The organism is Sagittula marina, assembly GCF_014196795.1.
In the GTDB taxonomy this organism is placed as follows: Bacteria; Pseudomonadota; Alphaproteobacteria; order Rhodobacterales; family Rhodobacteraceae; genus Sagittula; species Sagittula marina.
In genome coordinates, this window is the sequence record NZ_JACIEJ010000006.1 from 31,807 (window position 1) to 48,785 (window position 16,979).

Annotated in this window: 19 protein-coding genes; 12 read left to right on the top strand and 7 right to left on the bottom strand. The window is 62.9% G+C overall.

Features of this window, described 5'->3' with window-relative positions:
* Positions 1 to 151: 151 nt before the first annotated feature.
* Positions 152 to 2,344, top strand: a complete 2,193-nt coding sequence (gene uvrB, locus GGQ68_RS12580) for an excinuclease ABC subunit UvrB (RefSeq protein WP_183966512.1) — start codon at positions 152 to 154, stop codon at positions 2,342 to 2,344.
* Positions 2,345 to 2,347: 3 nt separating this feature from the next.
* On the opposite strand, the gene GGQ68_RS12585 is transcribed toward uvrB, so the two are convergent.
* Positions 2,348 to 2,869 carry an acyloxyacyl hydrolase gene (locus tag GGQ68_RS12585; RefSeq protein ID WP_183966514.1) on the bottom strand — a complete coding sequence of 174 codons (522 nt, stop codon included), beginning with the start codon at positions 2,867 to 2,869 and terminating at the stop codon, positions 2,348 to 2,350.
* A 302-nt stretch (positions 2,870 to 3,171) separates the two neighbouring features.
* On the opposite strand from GGQ68_RS12585, the gene GGQ68_RS12590 reads away from it, so the two are divergent.
* The gene (locus tag GGQ68_RS12590) at positions 3,172 to 4,317 is read left to right on the top strand and encodes an ATP-binding protein (RefSeq protein WP_183966516.1); all 1,146 of its coding nucleotides are present in this window, start codon (positions 3,172 to 3,174) and stop codon (positions 4,315 to 4,317) included.
* A 129-nt stretch (positions 4,318 to 4,446) separates the two neighbouring features.
* Positions 4,447 to 5,037, top strand: coding sequence for a GcrA family cell cycle regulator (locus GGQ68_RS12595; RefSeq protein WP_183966518.1), 591 nt, complete (start codon positions 4,447 to 4,449; stop codon positions 5,035 to 5,037).
* A 49-nt stretch (positions 5,038 to 5,086) separates the two neighbouring features.
* Here the strand turns inward: GGQ68_RS12595 and GGQ68_RS12600 are convergent, their stop codons facing one another.
* Entirely contained in the window at positions 5,087 to 5,983 is an 897-nt protein-coding gene (locus GGQ68_RS12600; RefSeq protein ID WP_246429359.1) for a mechanosensitive ion channel family protein, read from the bottom strand.
* A gap of 79 nt (positions 5,984 to 6,062) precedes the next feature.
* Here GGQ68_RS12600 and rimO point away from each other — a divergent pair, with 79 nt between their 5' ends.
* From rimO to GGQ68_RS12625, 5 genes are all read left to right on the top strand, one after another.
* Positions 6,063 to 7,421, top strand: coding sequence for a 30S ribosomal protein S12 methylthiotransferase RimO (rimO, locus tag GGQ68_RS12605; protein ID WP_183966522.1), 1,359 nt, complete (start codon positions 6,063 to 6,065; stop codon positions 7,419 to 7,421).
* Positions 7,418 to 8,275, top strand: coding sequence for a hypothetical protein (locus GGQ68_RS12610; RefSeq protein WP_183966524.1), 858 nt, complete (start codon positions 7,418 to 7,420; stop codon positions 8,273 to 8,275). The genes rimO and GGQ68_RS12610 overlap by 4 nt, the downstream gene beginning before the upstream one ends.
* Before the next feature lie 73 nt (positions 8,276 to 8,348).
* Positions 8,349 to 8,927, top strand: coding sequence for a thymidine kinase (locus GGQ68_RS12615; protein ID WP_183966526.1), 579 nt, complete (start codon positions 8,349 to 8,351; stop codon positions 8,925 to 8,927).
* Positions 8,927 to 10,078 carry a benzoate/H(+) symporter BenE family transporter gene (locus tag GGQ68_RS12620; protein ID WP_183966528.1) on the top strand — a complete coding sequence of 384 codons (1,152 nt, stop codon included), beginning with the start codon at positions 8,927 to 8,929 and terminating at the stop codon, positions 10,076 to 10,078. The genes GGQ68_RS12615 and GGQ68_RS12620 overlap by 1 nt, the downstream gene beginning before the upstream one ends.
* Positions 10,075 to 10,269 (top strand): GNAT family N-acetyltransferase, encoded by a 195-nt coding sequence (locus GGQ68_RS12625; protein WP_183966530.1) that lies wholly within the window; start codon positions 10,075 to 10,077, stop codon positions 10,267 to 10,269. The genes GGQ68_RS12620 and GGQ68_RS12625 overlap by 4 nt, the downstream gene beginning before the upstream one ends.
* Here the strand turns inward: GGQ68_RS12625 and GGQ68_RS12630 are convergent.
* On the bottom strand, positions 10,233 to 11,351 hold the full coding sequence (locus GGQ68_RS12630; RefSeq protein WP_183966532.1) for a beta-ketoacyl-ACP synthase III: 1,119 nt from the start codon (positions 11,349 to 11,351) through the stop codon (positions 10,233 to 10,235). The genes GGQ68_RS12625 and GGQ68_RS12630 overlap by 37 nt on opposite strands.
* 131 nt (positions 11,352 to 11,482) lie before the next feature.
* Between GGQ68_RS12630 and GGQ68_RS12635 the strand changes: the two genes are divergently transcribed.
* Positions 11,483 to 11,725 (top strand): hypothetical protein, encoded by a 243-nt coding sequence (locus tag GGQ68_RS12635; protein WP_183966534.1) that lies wholly within the window; start codon positions 11,483 to 11,485, stop codon positions 11,723 to 11,725.
* Position 11,726: 1 nt separating this feature from the next.
* On the opposite strand, the gene GGQ68_RS12640 is transcribed toward GGQ68_RS12635, so the two are convergent.
* From GGQ68_RS12640 to pcaQ, 4 genes are all read right to left on the bottom strand, one after another.
* Complete coding sequence (locus GGQ68_RS12640; RefSeq protein ID WP_183966536.1) at positions 11,727 to 12,065, bottom strand: tRNA-binding protein; 339 nt, start codon at positions 12,063 to 12,065, stop codon at positions 11,727 to 11,729.
* Complete coding sequence (gene proC, locus GGQ68_RS12645; RefSeq protein WP_183966538.1) at positions 12,058 to 12,873, bottom strand: pyrroline-5-carboxylate reductase; 816 nt, start codon at positions 12,871 to 12,873, stop codon at positions 12,058 to 12,060. Before proC ends, GGQ68_RS12640 begins: the two co-directional genes overlap by 8 nt.
* A 73-nt stretch (positions 12,874 to 12,946) precedes the next feature.
* Positions 12,947 to 13,447: a type III secretion system chaperone family protein gene (locus GGQ68_RS12650; RefSeq protein WP_183966540.1), complete on the bottom strand. Its 501-nt coding sequence runs from the start codon at positions 13,445 to 13,447 to the stop codon at positions 12,947 to 12,949.
* 198 nt (positions 13,448 to 13,645) lie between these two features.
* Positions 13,646 to 14,551 (bottom strand): pca operon transcription factor PcaQ, encoded by a 906-nt coding sequence (gene pcaQ, locus GGQ68_RS12655; RefSeq protein WP_183966542.1) that lies wholly within the window; start codon positions 14,549 to 14,551, stop codon positions 13,646 to 13,648.
* 79 nt (positions 14,552 to 14,630) lie between these two features.
* Between pcaQ and pobA the strand changes: the two genes are divergently transcribed.
* Genes pobA through pcaH form a run of 3 tightly spaced genes read left to right on the top strand, consistent with a single transcriptional unit; the run spans position 14,631 to position 16,979 of the window.
* The gene (gene pobA, locus GGQ68_RS12660; RefSeq protein WP_183966544.1) at positions 14,631 to 15,809 is read left to right on the top strand and encodes a 4-hydroxybenzoate 3-monooxygenase; all 1,179 of its coding nucleotides are present in this window, start codon (positions 14,631 to 14,633) and stop codon (positions 15,807 to 15,809) included.
* A 16-nt stretch (positions 15,810 to 15,825) separates the two neighbouring features.
* Positions 15,826 to 16,203, top strand: a complete 378-nt coding sequence (gene pcaC, locus GGQ68_RS12665) for a 4-carboxymuconolactone decarboxylase (protein ID WP_183966546.1) — start codon at positions 15,826 to 15,828, stop codon at positions 16,201 to 16,203.
* Between the two features lie 47 nt (positions 16,204 to 16,250).
* On the top strand, positions 16,251 to 16,979 hold the full coding sequence (pcaH, locus tag GGQ68_RS12670; RefSeq protein WP_183966548.1) for a protocatechuate 3,4-dioxygenase subunit beta: 729 nt from the start codon (positions 16,251 to 16,253) through the stop codon (positions 16,977 to 16,979).

The following is a 16,979-nucleotide window of genomic DNA, read 5'->3' on the forward strand; positions in this document are numbered from 1 at the left end:
AAGGGCCAGTCCTTGTAAAAATTACGCCCCGTCACGCGCCTTGGATCACCGATCGCAGGCCCCTCGTGACGCTTTCCGGCAGCAGCAGGGGTGGTCGTGGGCCGCCACTGACCCTATTTCCATGCGGACAGCCCCGGTCAGGACACCTCAGATGCACAACAACAGCCCGCAATCCATGCCCATCCTGCATTCGCCGGCGCCGGACGTGCGAGAGCGTGAGAAGCTGGAAGGTGGCAAGCAGTTCTTTCTCAAGACCGAGTTCTCCCCCGCCGGGGACCAGCCCACGGCGATCGCGGAACTGACGGAGGGCGTGAACAACGGCGACCGGGATCAGGTGCTGCTTGGGGCGACCGGCACGGGCAAGACGTTCACCATGGCGAAGATCATCGAGGAAACGCAACGCCCCGCGATCATCCTTGCGCCGAACAAGACCTTGGCCGCCCAGTTGTACGGCGAATTCAAGGGCTTCTTTCCTGACAACGCGGTGGAGTACTTCGTCTCCTACTACGACTATTACCAGCCCGAAGCTTATGTCGCGCGCTCTGACACCTTCATCGAGAAGGAAAGCCAGATCAACGAGCAGATCGACCGGATGCGTCACTCGGCCACCCGTGCGCTGCTCGAACGCGACGACGTGATCATCGTGGCTTCGGTGTCCTGCATCTACGGCATCGGGTCGGTCGAAACCTACGGGGCGATGACGCAGGACCTGTTTGTCGGCCGCGAATACGACCAGCGGCAGGTCATGGGCGATCTCGTGGCGCAGCAGTACAAGCGCAACGATCAGGCGTTTCAGCGCGGGTCGTTCCGCGTGCGCGGCGACGTGATCGAAATCTGGCCAGCCCACCTTGAGGATCGCGCATGGCGGCTTTCCTTCTTCGGCGAAGAGCTGGAGGCGCTGACCGAATTCGACCCGCTGACCGGGCGCAAGACCGACACGTTCGAGCGCATCCGCCTGTATGCCAACAGCCACTACGTGACGCCGCGCCCGACGATGAACCAGGCGGTGATCTCCATCAAGAAAGAGCTGCGCCAGCGCCTCGATCAGCTGGTGGGCGAGGGGAAACTGCTGGAAGCGCAACGGCTTGAACAGCGGACCAACTTCGACATCGAGATGCTGGAAGCCACCGGCGTCTGCAACGGGATCGAGAACTACTCTCGCTATCTGACGGGACGCGCCCCCGGTGAGCCGCCCCCCACGCTGTTCGAATTCATCCCCGACAACGCGATTGTCTTTGCCGATGAATCCCACGTCTCCGTGCCGCAGATCGGCGGCATGTACCGGGGCGACTATCGGCGCAAATTCACACTGGCAGAGCACGGCTTTCGCCTGCCGTCCTGCATGGACAACCGTCCGCTGAAGTTCGAGGAATGGGACGCCATGCGCCCGCAGTCGATCTTTGTTTCCGCCACGCCCGCCGCGTGGGAGCTGGAGCAATCCGGCGGCGTATTCACCGAACAGGTCATCCGTCCCACAGGTCTGCTCGACCCGGTGGTCGAAGTCCGTCCGGTGGAGATGCAGGTGGACGATCTGCTCGACGAAATCCGCAAAGTCACCGCAGAAGGCAAGCGCACGCTGGCGACCGTTCTGACCAAACGCATGGCCGAGGATCTGACCGAATACCTGCATGAACAGGGGATCAAGGTCCGCTACATGCACTCCGAAATCGACACCATCGAACGGATTGAAATCCTTAGGGATTTGCGCCTTGGTGCCTTTGATGTGCTGGTCGGGATCAACCTCCTGCGCGAAGGTCTGGACATCCCCGAATGCGGGCTGGTGGCGATCCTCGACGCGGACAAGGAGGGCTTCCTGCGCTCGGAAACCTCGCTGATCCAGACCATCGGCCGCGCCGCGCGAAATGCCGAAGGCCGCGTCATCATGTATGGCGACCGCATGACCGGCTCGATGGAGCGTGCGATTGGTGAAACCAACCGCCGCCGCGAAAAGCAGATCGCGTACAATGTCGAACACGGCATCACGCCCACCACGGTCAAGAAGAACGTCGACGACATTCTGGCCGGTCTCTATCAGGGCGACACCGACCAGGCCCGCGTCACGGCCAAGATCGACCCGAAACATCAGGGCTCGAACATTCAGGCGGTGCTGGACGGGCTGCGCACGGACATGCGCAAGGCGGCGGAGAACCTCGAATTCGAAGAGGCCGCGCGTCTGCGCGACGAGGTCAAGCGCCTCGAAGCGGTGGAACTCGCGGTGTCCGACGATCCGCTTGCCCGGCAACAAGCGGTGGAGAAGGCCTCCGAAGAGGCCGTCAAGGTGCGCGGCCGGTCAACCGCGGGCAAGCCTGGTCAGCGCGGCGGGGTAAAACGCCGCAAGCGCTGAGGTTCAGCGCGTCGGGATGGACACGCGAAAGGCCACCGTTTCGATGCCGGGGTTCTCGTCGTAGATCCCGGCGTTAGACCTGTGGTCATAGCTCAGACCCATGCGCAGGCCGCCGCGCGTTTCCCAGCCCAGCTCCACGCCAGAGCGGAACTCGATCGGCCCACCGAGGTCGTAACCGCCGTTGTCGAAATACAGCCCCGGCATCGCGTGTAATTCACCGTACAGCGGGGTCGAGGCGAGCTGCATCTTGTACGTCTGGCCGAACCCGACCCATGTTTCACCATCTTCACCGATGGACAGGCCGATGGCTTCGCCAAAGGGGCCGCGTTTATGGGGCAGGTCGTAGCGCAGATAGACCTCGGCGCCCGGTTCGGCGTGACGCTCCAACACATTCCCGCCAGAGATCATGATGCGGCCTTCGGTCGGCGTCTTGCCAAGGCAGCCTGTTTCTGTGCCGCAATGATTTACGCCCATGTCGGTCAGCCCGAGCACAAGCATCAGCACTGCAAAAGTTCCGTCTGCCATCTGAAATCTCCCCAATCCGGTGTCTCTGTGATGGCGAAGTTTCGGCGCTGTGTCCAGAAGCCTGCCGTCGACGGAACGCAACTGTTGCAGGTCTTGCGGGTCAATCCAACGTCATTAACTTTTTGCTTACCTGATCGTGCGACAAAGTCAGCGCGGTGGGGGACTTGCTGACGCAAGGCAAAAAATTGCTCTCTCTGGATATTGTGTGACGGAGACCGGTTTATGAGCTCGAACCCGCAGAATGGCTGCTTGGCGACAGAGGGGCCGACCCGAACGCCCTGCAACCGGGACATGCTTCGCTCATGACCAGGATCCTCATCGTCGACACCGACACGTCACGGGGGGAGGAGACGGCGGCGCTGGTCTCTGAGGCCTTGCCAGACGGCTTGAAAATCAGTCTGGCGACAGATTCGGAAAGCTGTACCAATCTGCTCGACGGGCCCCTGTTGGTTGATTGCATCCTGATGGACGAACAGCTGGTCGGCTCATCGCAGGACGGGCTGCTCGAGGACTGTCTGAAGAAAGATCCCTTTCTGGCGATTATCGTGACAGGGGCGGGCGGATGCGAGGACAGTGCCGTAGATGCCATGAAACGCGGCGCGTATGATGTCTATCCTTGGCACAAGTTTACGCCCGTCGGGCTGGGCCGCGCGATCAAAAACGCCTTGTCGCGCGCCGCCATGGCCCGCCAGATCGAGGATCAGCAAAATAGCCTTCGGACCTTTGCACATGTTCTGGTGCATGATTTGCGCGCGCCCTTGCGTTCCGTCCGAGGGGGGGTGGACATGCTGCTCGAGGATTTGCCGCCGGACGCACAGGCAACCCACGCTGAAACGCTCGGTTTCATACGCAACGGGGCGGAGCATATTGACCGCTTGCTGGTGAATTTGCACCGCCACTGCAACGTGTCCGATGCGCCGCTCGAACGCAAAGATGTTCCCTTGAGCGATATCGTAACGCAGGTGAAGGACGCGCTAAGACAAGATCTTATGGAGCACAACGCCGAACTTGTCGTCCGGGATACTCTGCCAGAGGTGCGCGGTGATCCCGTGCAGCTTACGCAATTGCTTCAGAACCTGGTTGGAAATGGCCTCAAGTTCAACTCATCTGACGCCCCAAGGGTGGAGATCAGCGCCAGGGACCATGACGAAATGTGGTGCATCGAAATCTCCGACAATGGCATTGGCATCGAATCTTCATACATCAAGGAAATTTTTGAACCCTTTCGTCGGCTGCACACGCAGACAGCGTTCGCGGGCACGGGGTTGGGGTTGGCCACCTGTCGCCGCATCGCGTTGCGCCACGGCGGGAGCCTGTCCTGTAGCTCCGTAGTGGGTGTCGGGTCGACCTTCGTGCTTAATCTGCCCAAGCCGGTGGCGTGCAGCGCGGGGGAGGGCGGCGGCGGAATGGTGGTCAATGACGCGGTTGCGGCGAACGCAGTACGTTGATATTGCGCGACGCTCTGCCACCCAAACGCCGCGCCGCCTTGTATCTCGGCCCATGATGCTTAGAATAGGGACAACAACAGACCCTCAGGCGGCCCGGACACGAGGCCGCTTTTTCAGTAGGAAGCTCCGATGTCGTGGACTGATGAACGCGTTGAACTGCTCAAGAAGATGTGGTCGGAAGGCCAGTCAGCCAGCACGATTGCCAAAGAACTGGGTGGTGTGACGCGCAACGCCGTGATTGGCAAGGTGCACAGGTTGGGCCTGTCGAACCGGGCAGGGGCCGCACCCGCGCCCGCCCCGGCTGCGGAGGTCAAGCCAGAGCCCAAAGCCGCCCCGGCCAAGCCCAAGCCCGCGCCAAAACCCGTGGAGGCCAAGCCGGACCCCAAGCCCGAGCAGACACCGGCCCCCGCCGCCGCGACCCCTGCAACGATTCCCGCGCGCAAGCAGATCATTCCCGCTGGCCAACCCCTGCCGCCGCAGCCGTCGACCAACGAAATCAGCCCTGAGGCGCTCGCAAAAGTGAGCGAGGTCGAAAAGAAGGCCAAGAAGCTGACGCTGATGGAACTGACCGAGCGGACCTGCAAGTGGCCCGTTGGCGATCCGGCCACGGATGACTTCTGGTTCTGTGGCCTGCCTGTGCAACAGGGCAAACCGTATTGCGAAGCGCATGTGGGCGTGGCCTTCCAGCCGATGAGCGCGCGCCGCGACCGCCGCCGCTGACAGTCCGACAGTGCTATGACAAAGGCGCCCCACCGGGCGCCTTTTTGCGTTACTCGGTGTCGTCCGCCTTCTGTATCGGCAAAGGCTCCTTGAACGTAAGCGTCCGATACGGAAAGGGAATTTCGATCCCGGACTGATCCAGCGCGCGTTTGATCGCGGACACTGCCTTATCCCGGCTGCGATGCTCTTCGATAGGGGGGGAATTCACCCACCAACGCACGAGAAAGTCGATGGACGACGAGTTGAATTCCGTCGCAAACACCTGCGCAGGCTTGTCGCTTTCGTGTTCGGCCACAGGTGTGATGGCGCGTTCAATGACGCTCCGCGCAGTGTCGACATCCTCGCCGTAGGCCACGCCGACCACGATCGAGACGCGGCGCAGCGGCTCATCCGTCAGAATCTCCACCGGATTTTTGAACAGATGCGAATTGGGCACGAGGATCAGCTCGCCGGACCGCTTGCGCACGTAGGTGTCGCGAATCGTGATCTTCTCCACCCGGCCACTGATGCCATCGCATTCGATGTCATCGCCATGCCGCATCGGCTTGCGCAGCAAGATCAGGAACCCTGCCAGGAAATTCTCGAAAATATCCTTGAACGCCAAGCCAATGGCAATCGAGCCAAGGCCCAGCCCCGCCAGCAGCTTTGTCGGCGTCAGGTTCGGGAACAAAATGGTCATTGCGATCAATATGCCAAAGACCCAGACCGTCAGGCGCACCAACTTGCGCACCGCCTCGACCAGGGAGGCACGCGCTTTGGACCGATTGAGCAGGCGCAGGACCATTGCACCGGCCCCCCAGGCCACCAGCCCGGTCAGCAGGATAATCACCAGCGCGGCCAAAAGGTTGGGCAACAGCGCAATCGCCCCCTGTATCAACCCCTGAAGCTGTTCCGTCACGATCTGAAACGGCTTGATCTGAGTAATCATCTCTGTCGTTTGGTCCATCGTTGGCTCCTGCTTTGACATCTAACGGACCAGAACGGAGGGGGTTCCCCGAGACGTGACAGAGGCGTATACGCCGCTCATGCAGAATCCTCCTGATCTTCGCCCAGACCTTGCGCGTGCCCGCGTTTCCGAAACTCGCCGTGATGGCCAGCCAACCATCGGGATGGTGTCGCTCGGCTGCCCGAAGGCGCTGGTGGACAGCGAGCGCATCCTCACCCGCCTGCGGGCCGAGGGGTACGGCATCAGCGCCGATTACGCCGGGGCCGACGCGGTGATCGTGAACACCTGTGGCTTCCTCGACAGCGCCAAGGCCGAAAGCCTCGAGGCGATTGGCGAAGCCCTGTCCGAAAATGGCAAGGTCATCGTCACGGGCTGTCTGGGCGCAGAGCCGGACTACATCACCGGCGTGCATCCGCGCGTGCTGGCGGTGACCGGCCCGCATCAATACGAACAGGTGCTCGACGCAGTGCATGGCGCCGTTCCGCCGTCGCCCGATCCGTTCGTGGACCTGCTGCCCGCCACCGGGGTCAGCCTGACGCCGCGCCACTACAGCTACCTGAAAATCTCCGAGGGCTGTAACCACAAGTGCAAGTTCTGCATCATTCCGGACATGCGCGGGCGTCTCGCCAGCCGTCCGGCCAAGGCGATCCTGCGCGAAGCGGAAAAGCTGGTCGAGGCCGGGGTGCAGGAGTTGCTGGTGATCAGCCAGGACACCTCCGCCTATGGCACCGACTGGAAGGACCGCGACAGCAAGTTTCCCTTCCTCGATCTGGCCCGTGACCTGGGCGAGCTCGGTGCCTGGGTGCGGATGCATTACGTCTACCCATACCCGCATGTGCGCGACGCCATTCCACTGATGGCAGAGGGTAAGATCCTGCCCTACCTCGACATTCCCTTCCAGCACGCGCATCCCGACACACTGCGCCGCATGGCGCGCCCCGCCGCCGCCGAACGCACGCTGGACGAAATCGCCGCATGGCGCGAGACCTGTCCGGACATAACGCTGCGCTCCACCTTCATCGTCGGCTATCCCGGCGAAACCGAGGCCGAATTCCAGCATCTGCTTGACTGGATGGACGAGGCGCAACTGGATCGCGTCGGTTGCTTTCAGTACGAAAACGTCGATGGCGCGCGCTCGAACGCGCTGCCCGATCACGTCGCCCCGGAGATCAAGCAGGACCGCTGGGACCGCTTCATGGAAAAGGCGCAGGCCATTTCAGAGGCAAAGCTGGCGGCCAAGGTCGGTCAGAAAATCGATGTCATCGTCGACGATGTGGACGATGACGGCATTGCCACCTGCCGGACCAAGGCCGACGCGCCGGAGATCGACGGCAACCTCTTCATCGACGAAGGGGCGCGCCACCTGAAGCCCGGTCAGATCGTTCGGGTCGAGGTCGACGAGGCCGGGGAGTATGACCTCTGGGGCCAGCTGGTATGAGCAAGACGCGTCAGGATTTCCGGGACAAGACCGCTCAGGACTGTCTTGCCGCGCTTGCCGCCATGCCGCGCAAGCAGCATCTCGCGCAGGCCCGCTTGCTGATCTACAAAAAGGGCCAGCGCCCGCGCGACCTTGGCGAACAGTTCGATCTGCTGGATGGGCTGACGAAAGATCCCGTCCTGACGGAATTCGACCGGCTCTATGCGTTGATCGCCGGCGGGCACAAGCTGTCCGAACAGGTTTCGCCGCTGTCCTCGGACTGGCTGGATCGCATGGTTGTCGCGCTCGACGAGGTTCTGGCCATGCCCATCGGCTACGGGCTGCGCAAGGACCGCACGCATCTGGTGTTCTCTGCGCTGAACGTGATGATGAACCTCGATCTGGCCACAGGCGCGCATCAGGGCGACCGTCTGGCGCAGATCAGTTTTGACGAGGCCGCGGCGCTGAATCTGCGGCGCATGACGCCTTACCTCTTCAACTCCGTCTGCAATCTCGTGAAGGTCGTCGGCATCGCCCTTCTGCACCGCCCCGATGCGGCGCATCAACAGGCAGAGCGCTGCGCAAAGCTGATGTCCTACGCCATCGAGATCAACAATTCCGAACATTGGTGGGTCTTCTCGCGGTTCAAGGCGCCGCGCCGCGTCGACGACCTGTCCCTGCGCGCGGCCTTTGGCTCCTTCCGCAACACGATGAAGCGTCTGGACGCCATCGAGCAGGCCGCCAACGCAGACGCTGCCGCGCGCCGCCCTGCCTTCGAGGCGGTCGCGGACCTATGCGTTGGTCAAGCGCAACCGGCACAGAAAGCGGCATTGATCGCAGCAGCATCGCGGGTTCTGGACCGCACGGTGACGTAAACGCGCCTCGGTCGGCGCTTTTCGCTGGCCCCGGTATCTTGTCCTTCGGGCGCGGCTGTCGCAAAAGCGCACCATGGCCAAGCTGCATTTTCATTTCTCCACCATGAACGCGGGCAAGTCGACTTTGCTGTTGCAAGCCGCGCATAACTATAACGAACGCGGGATGGACACCTACCTGCTGATCGCGGCCTTTGACGACCGCGCAGGCAAGGGGCGCATCGGTTCGCGGATCGGTCTGTCACGCGCGGCGGATGTCTTCGGCGCCGACACCGATCTGTTCGACATGATCCAAAAGCGGCTCGCCGAGGGCAAGGTCGCCTGCATATTCGTCGATGAAGCCCATTTCATGACCCGCGATCAGGTCTGGCAACTGGCGAAGGTGGTCGATGACCTCGGGGTGCCGGTGATGGCCTACGGGCTGCGCGTCGACTTCCGGGGGGAGCTGTTCCCCGGCTCCGCCGCGCTGCTGGCCATTGCCGACGTGATGCGCGAGGTGCGCACCATCTGCCACTGCGGGCGCAACGCGACCATGGTGATCCGCCGCGGCCCGGACGGGCGCACGGTGATGGACGGCGCGCAGGTGCAGGTCGGTGGCAACGAAATGTATGTGTCGCTGTGCCGGCGTCACTGGCGGCAGGAAGTGGGGCAGTAATGGGTGGCATTCAGGCGCTCGCAACGGGCTTCGTCGTGGCCATCGTCGGGTTCTTTTCCTCCTTCCCGATTTTTCTGGCAGGGGTGGAGGCGATGGGCGCCACCGCGCCGCAGGCCTCCTCGGCACTGATGGCGGGCGGGGTGGCCATGGGGCTGTCGGGCATCGTGCTTGCCTTGTGGTTCAAGGCACCGGCATCCTGTGCATGGTCCACACCCGGCGCGGCGTTGCTGGCAGGATCGGCGGCGGACTCGGCTGGGTTTTCCGGCGCGGTCGGGGCCTTCCTGATTGCGGGCGCACTGGTGGTGGTGGCGGGCTTCTGGAAACCCTTGGTCCGCTTGGCCCAGGCCATTCCCGGCCCGATCACCCTGGCCATGCTGTCGGGCGTTTTGCTGCCGATCTGCTTTGCCCCGTTCCGTGCCTTGGCAGAGGCTCCGGTGGTGGGTGCGGTGATCCTGCTGACGTGGTTTGGGGTCTCCCGCGTGTCGCGCCTCTTTGCCGTTCCGGCGACGGTTCTGGCGGCCGTGGCGCTGGTGATCTGGTGGAACGGCACGCTGCCGATGCCGGACCACATCCTGACGCCGCCAGTCTGGGTGACGCCGACCTTCTCGCTCTCGGCGCTGATCGGTCTTGCCCTGCCGCTGTTCATCGTGACCATGGCGACGCAGAACGTCCCCGGCGTCGCGGTGCTGAAAACCAACGGCTACACGCCGCCCACCGGCAAGATGTTCGTCACGGTCGGCACAGCTTCGATCCTGACAGCCCCGTTCGGTGCCATCGCCACCAACCTCGCCGCCATCACGGCGGCCATGTGTTCCGATGAAAACGCCCACCCGGACAAGGCCCAGCGATACTGGGCGGCGGTCTGGGCAGGGCTGTTCTACGTGCTTTTCAGCGTGTTCGCCGCCGTGGTGACATTCGTCGCCGCCTCTGCGCCGCCAATGACCATGTCCGCCCTCGCGGGGGTGGCTCTGTTGCCGGTCTTCATGACCTCCGCCTCGGCCGCGCTAAAGGACGAGGACACCCGCGAAGCCGCCGCGCTGACCTTTGTCCTCACCGCATCGGGGCTGACCCTCTTCGGGATCGGCAGCGCGGTCTGGGGCCTGCTGCTGGGGTCACTGGTGCATATGCTCAACGTGTGGCGGCGGCGATGATCCGGCCCGCCCGCCCGGACGACGCTGCCCGTGTCGCCCGGATCGCCGAGGCCGGAAGGCGCGAAAATCGGGCGATGTATCCGCATCTAGGCTACACCGAAGTGGTCCGCCGCCGCTTGAACGGCTTCGACCGGGTGTTCTTTGAAAAGCGCGTTCAGGCGCGTTCGATCAGCACCGATCCCACGGAATAGCCTGCGCCAAACGAACAGATCACGCCCTTGTCGCCGGGCGTCAGATCGTCGGAATGCTTGGAAAAGGCGATGATCGAGCCGGCGGAGGATGTGTTGGCGTAATCTTGCAAGATGTTGGGCTGTTCGCCCTCTTCCGGCACGCGGCCCAGCACTTTCTTCCCGATGAAATCGTTCATCGTCTTGTTGGCCTGATGCAGCCAGAGCCGCTTCAGATCGCCGGCCGCCCATCCGGCATCGTCCATGTGCTCTGCGATGTGGGTCGACACCATCGGCAGCACTTCCTTGAACACCTTGCGCCCGTTTTGCATGAACTGCATCTCGCGGCGGTCGCCCATCTGGTCATGTGTCCGGCGCAAAAAGCCATTGTTGTTGCGGATGTTGTTGGAAAACTGCGTCGCGCAGCGCGTGGATATGACGTCGAACCGCGCACCCTTGGCATCCTCCGACCGTTCCAGCACCACCGCCGTGCAGACGTCGCCAAAGATGAAATGACAGTCCCGGTCGCGCCACTCCAGATGGCCGGAGCAGATCTCCGGGCAGACCACCAGCGCGCGCCGCACCGAACCCGCGCGCACCATGTCCGCCGCCGCCTGAATGCCAAAGGTTGCGGAGGAGCACGCCACGTTCATGTCAAACCCGAAGCCCGCACAGCCCAGCAACTGCTGGATCTCGATGGCAATCGCCGGGTAGGCGCGTTCGTGGTTGGACGCGGCACAGATCACAAGGTCGATCTCACCGGCGTCGATCCCGGCCATCTTCAGCGCTTTGCCGCAGGCGTCTACCGCCATCTCTGCCATGTAGGACGGCTGTTCGTCGTCACGCGCGGGCAGGGCGGGAAACATGCGTGTCGGGTCCAGCACGCCCGCCTTATCAAGCACATAGCGCTGCTCGATCCCCGACGCGTTGAAGATGAAGTCGGACGACGACTGCGGTTTCGCCTCAACCTCACCCGCTGCGATGGCCTCGGCGTGTTCGGTGTTCCACAGATCTGCATAGGCGTTGAAGGCCACCACCAGTTCATCGTTGGTGATGGATTGCGTGGGGGTAAAGACACCGTGGCCGGTGATCGCGGGCTGGTACATGACGGTTCTCCTCGGGTGCAGGCCACAATCGCCATGCACGGCCCCAAGTCAACCCAACCAGCGATTGCCTTAACGGAACAAATCATGGGCTGACGTGTTTTTCAGACATGATTTCTCATCAGGAGGCTGTCATGAATCGCAATCTCACCTTTTTCATCGGCCATATGGCAGGCGTCAGCGTCGCCTATATCGCCACAATTGCTTTCTTTGTGTTTGGATGGGTCAGCATCTGGTCTTTTGTGACCGCGGCGGCCTTGGGCTTGATCGCCGCATGGCCCTTGGGCAAGCTGATCTCCCGCCGGATCAAAAAGGATGACCCGACGTGGAGCGCGCGTCACGATGCGCCGATCCCCTCGAACACGACGCAAAGCTGACTTAGCTCAGGCGGGCACCGTTGTTCACCGGGTGATCCGTGCGGCTCAGTGTGACGTTGCCGTCAGCATCATGGACGCCAAGCACCAGCACCTCTGACATGAACTTGCCGATCTGGCGGGGTGGAAAGTTGACCACCGCCAGAACCTGTGTGCCCACCAGATCTTCGGGCGCGTAATGTTGCGTGATCTGCGCCGAGGTCTTGCGCTCTCCGATCTCCGGACCAAAGTCGATCCACATCTTGATGGCCGGTTTCCGCGCCTCCGGAAAGGGCTCGGCGCGCAGCACAGTCCCCGCCCGGATGTCGACTTTCAGGAAATCGTCGAATGTAATCTCAGCCATTTGCCAGCTCCCGCGACCGATCTGCGGCAGCCTTGACGGTCGCGACCATAAGCGGCGGCAAACCCGTCCCCTCGTCCATCAGCACCTCCAGCCCCGCTTGCGTGGTCCCATTGGGCGAGGTCACATTGCGCCTCAGCTGCGCCGGATCGTCGTCCGCCTGCTTCGCCAAGGCGCCGGCCCCCGCGACGGTCGCCTTCGCCAGGGACATGGCCAGCTCTGGCGACAGGCCCTGCGCTTCGCCCGCGGCGGCCATGCACTCGATCATGTGGAACACATAGGCCGGACCAGAGCCGCTGAGCCCCGTGACCGCGTCCATCTGCGTCTCGGACTCCAGCCGGACCACCTCGCCCACGGCGCTCAGCAGCGTCTCCGACAAGTCGAGGTCTTCGGCGGCGGCACGACCGTTGCCGATAATCGCGGTGATCCCCTGACCCACGGCGGCAGGTGTGTTGGGCATGGCGCGGACGATGGGCGTGGCCTCGCCCAGCAGCGTCTCGTATGTGGCGATGGAAATGCCAGCGGCAACCGACAAAAACAGGGTCGGGCCGTTGCCCATGGCCTTCAGCGACGGCAGGGCGTCGGCCATCATCTGCGGCTTCACGGCAATCAAGACAATGGCGGGGGCGTCCGGCAGGGGCGCGTTCAGGTTCACACCTTGCGCCTGCACCCAATCCGACGGGTTCGGATCATTCACCCAAACCGAGGTGGCAGGCAAACCGCGCTTCAACCAGCCTTCGAGCATGGCCGAGCCCATCTTGCCGCAGCCCAGCAGCACCAGCCCGCGCTCTGCGATCACACCGTCTTTCATCCCGCTCTCCCGTTGCATCTGTATGGTGCACAAAGGGGTAACCGGAACCGCAGGTCTTCGCAATCAGCGGCGCTCAGGCGTGGCCGTAGGCTTTGGCGATGGCGATTTGCAGCGCCTCTTTCGCCGTCTTGTCGGTCCAGCACATCAGTTGAAAGGCCGGATAATAGCGCTCGGCGGAGGTCACGGCAGCGGCGATCATGGTGTCGATCTGCTCGGGCGTCGCGATATTGCCGCCTGCCAGCATCAGACCGTACTTGTAGACCATCAGCTTTTCCTGCGCCCAATAGCTGAAGCACCCGGCCCAGCATTGGTCGTTCACGGCGTTCAGCCCCTCGTGCAGGGTGGCCAGCCGTTCGGCGGGCGGATCGATCTCGAAGGTGCAGATCAGCCGCAGTGTCTCGTCGTTGTGCGACCAGGCCAGCGTGATGGAATAGTTGCGCCACTGGCCATCCACCGCCATGGCGATCTGGTCGTCTTCGAGCCGATCAAAGTCCCACTCGTTGTACTGGGCAATGCTCTCGACGATATCGATCGGATGCATTTCTTCCGTCAGGTAGTGCTCGGACAGGGCCATTTCGCCACCTCGTTTTTATCATTTTTAGCGCGGGGTGCGGATCAATCCCCCAACGCTTGCAGACTGCTCTAGGGCTGCGGTGCCTGTCCCGCGCCCTCACAACATATCGTGCCTGCCCTGCGAATCGGCGTAAAGGAAATATTCAGTGACTTTGGCAATAAGTTGTGGATAGGTGGCGATTCGCCGCCGATAAAATGGTTAAGATTCAAGGGCCACACGCAGAGATTGTACAAAAAGCTGCTGTGACCGGCTGCTGGCGGCCTCTGGCTGCGTCATCAACCCCACCGGTCCGGCGGTCAGGCTCAGGTCAAAGGGCAGCGCGTGCAGCCGCCCGTCGGCCAGATCCTGCGCCACGACCCCTTCGGAAATGAACCAGACCGCGTCCGAGGCGCGCAGGTAATTGCGCCCAAAGGCACCAGACACGCAGTCCACCTGATCGCGAAAGGGCTGCACCCCATGGGCCAGGCACCAGCGGTCCAGAAGGGGGCGGATTGCGGCGTCTTCGGGCGGATACAGCACTGGCCAGTCGGCCAGCCTGTCGAGGTCGGGCCTTTCGATCAACGGATGGCCAGCGCGCGTGACGCACACCACCTTCTCCACGTACAACTGGGTAAAGGACAGACCTTGCATGGTCTCCGCCCCACCCATGCGGCCGACAACGATGTCCAGTTCTCCGGCCCGCAGCAGCGCCGTCAGTGCGCCATGCGCCCCGTCGCGCAGCATCAGCCGGGTGTCCGGTGCGACGCGCCGAAAGGTCGCCACCGCCTGCGGCATCAGCCGCGCCGCCACGGAGGGCAGCGACCCCACGCGCAACGTCTCGCGCCCGCCGTGGCGCAGATCGGACAGCCCTTCGACGCCGCGATGCAATGCCGCGAGGCTTTGATTGGCAAACCGCAGAAACAGCGCGCCCTCCGCCGTCATGCGAATGCCGGCCCGGTCGCGGTGCATCAGGGTGGTGCCCAGCGTGTCCTCCAGCTCCTTGAGGGTTTTGGACAGGGCAGGGGGCGACAGGTGCAGATGCGCGCAGGCCGCCCGCAGGCTGCCGTGCCGCGCGATGGCGGTCAGCGCCTCAAGATGGCGCAGCTTGATCCGGTTAGTTGTCATTTTGGGAAACTAAATCGCATAAACCGTCAATTTACAATGCGTTTTGGTTCAGCATTATGCCCGCAAAGGGAGTTGGATCATGAGAACACAGGTTTGCATAATCGGAGGCGGCCCCTCCGGCCTGCTTTTGGGTCAGCTATGTCATCAGGCGGGCATCGACGCCATCGTTCTGGAGCGCCGGACAAAGGACCACGTCCTCAGCCGCATCCGCGCGGGCGTCTTGGAACAGGGTCTGATCAACCTGCTGGAGGAAGCCCGCGTCCCGACCCGCATGGGCACCGAAGGCTACCCCCATGACGGCACGGTCATCTCCTTCGAGGACATGGAAGTCCGCATCGACTTCACCAAGCACACCGGCACCGCGGTCATGGTCTATGGCCAGACCGAGGTGACGCGCGACCTGTATGCTGCGCGGGAACAGACCGGCGGCACCACCCTGTTCGAGGTCGACGAGGTGGAGATCCACAATGCCGCATTGGAGGGGGACGAGGGCGCCTCCGTCACCTTCATGCACCAGGGCACGCGCAAGACGATCGAATGTGATTACATCGCGGGCTGCGATGGGTTTCACGGACCGTCGCGTCAGGCCATCCCGGCAGACAAGCGAAAGGAGTTCGAGCGGGTGTATCCCTTCGGCTGGCTTGGCGTCCTGTCAGAGACCAAGCCCGCGCACCACGAGCTGATCTATGCCAACTCCGAACGCGGGTTTGCGCTGTCCTCCATGCGCAACGAGAACCTCAGCCGCTACTATATTCAGGCCCCATTGACCGACAAGGTCGCGGACTGGTCGGACGACGCCTTCTGGGAAGAGTTCAAGCGCCGCATTCCCCGCCGTGTGGCCGAGCAGATGGAAACCGGCCCGACCATCGAGAAAAGCATCGCACCGTTGCGCGGGTTCGTCTGTGAGCCCATGCAGTATGGCCGTCTGTTCCTCGCCGGGGACGCTGCGCACATCGTGCCGCCCACCGGGGCAAAGGGTCTGAACACTGCGGCCTCCGACGTGCACTACCTCTTCCGTGCCTTGCAGGCGTGCTACCTCGACAAGGACCCGAAGGCGCTGGGCGGCTATTCCGAAAAGGCGCTGGCGCGGGTCTGGAAGACGCAGCGCTTCAGCTGGTGGATGACCAAGACGCTGCACCGCTTCCCGGACACTGATCCTTACGAGCTGCATATCCAACGCGCCGAGATCGAGCATCTCGCCAGCACGGAAAGCATGCAAAAGACCATGGCCATCAACTATGTCGGCCTGCCATATTGACCTTGGGGAGATCACTATGACCAACCGTTATGACACCGGGATGCAGGTGCGCCGCAAGGTTCTGGGCGATGCGCATGTGGATCGGGCAGAGGCCGCCAAGACGCCCTTCGACGTGCCGTTTCAGGAGCTGATCACGGAAACCGCCTGGGGCAATGTCTGGGCCTCTGACGCGATCAGCGACCGGGAGCGGTCCATGCTGACGCTGGCGCTGCTGGCGGCCACCGGAAACTTCGAAGAGATCCCGATGCACATTCGTGCCACCGCCAACACCGGCGCGACAAAGGAAGACGTGACGCAGGCCTTCATGCATGTGGCGGTCTATGCTGGCGTGCCGAAGGCCAACCATGCCTTCAAGCTGGCCAAGGCGACTTACGCCGAGATGGAACAAGACTGACCGACCCGGGGAACGCGCACCCCCTGCCGGAGAGGAGACCGGACACCATGACAAAGACAAATGGATATGCCGCGCGTGACAGGAGCTGGCACCCGCCCGCGCTGACGCCGCTATACAAGACCAGCGTGACGCGCAGCCCGCGCTTTGCCCCCATCGGCGCCGCGACCTCGCTGTCCGAGGAAACCGGACCGGTGTTCGGCCATGATATCCTCGGAGCCAAGGACAACGATCTGATCACCAACTTCGCCGCGCCCGGAGAGATGGCAATCGGCCCGCGCATCGTGGTGCAGGGCCATGTGCGTGACGAGTTCGGCCGCCCCGTGCCGCACACGCTGGTGGAGGTCTGGCAGGCCAATGCAGGCGGGCGCTACCGTCACAAGAAAGAGGGCTACCTCGCACCGCTCGACCCCAACTTCGGCGGCTGCGGGCGCTGCATCACGGACGAGAACGGCTTTTACGAATTCCTGACGGTGAAGCCCGGCCCCTACCCCTGGCCCAACGGGCCGGACGACTGGCGCCCGGCGCATATCCACGTCTCGGTCTTTGGTCATTCGTTCGCGCAGCGGCTGATCACCCAAATGTATTTCGAGGGCGACCCGATGATCTGGCAGTGTCCCATCGTGGGCACCATCCCGACGCGCGAGGCGATCGAGACGCTGGTGGCCAAGCTGGACCGCCCCGGTTCCATCCCGATGAACTCGCTGTGCTACCAGTTCGACATTACCCTGCGGGGCCGTCGTCAAACCATGTTCGAAAACCGCATGGAGGGCATGTGA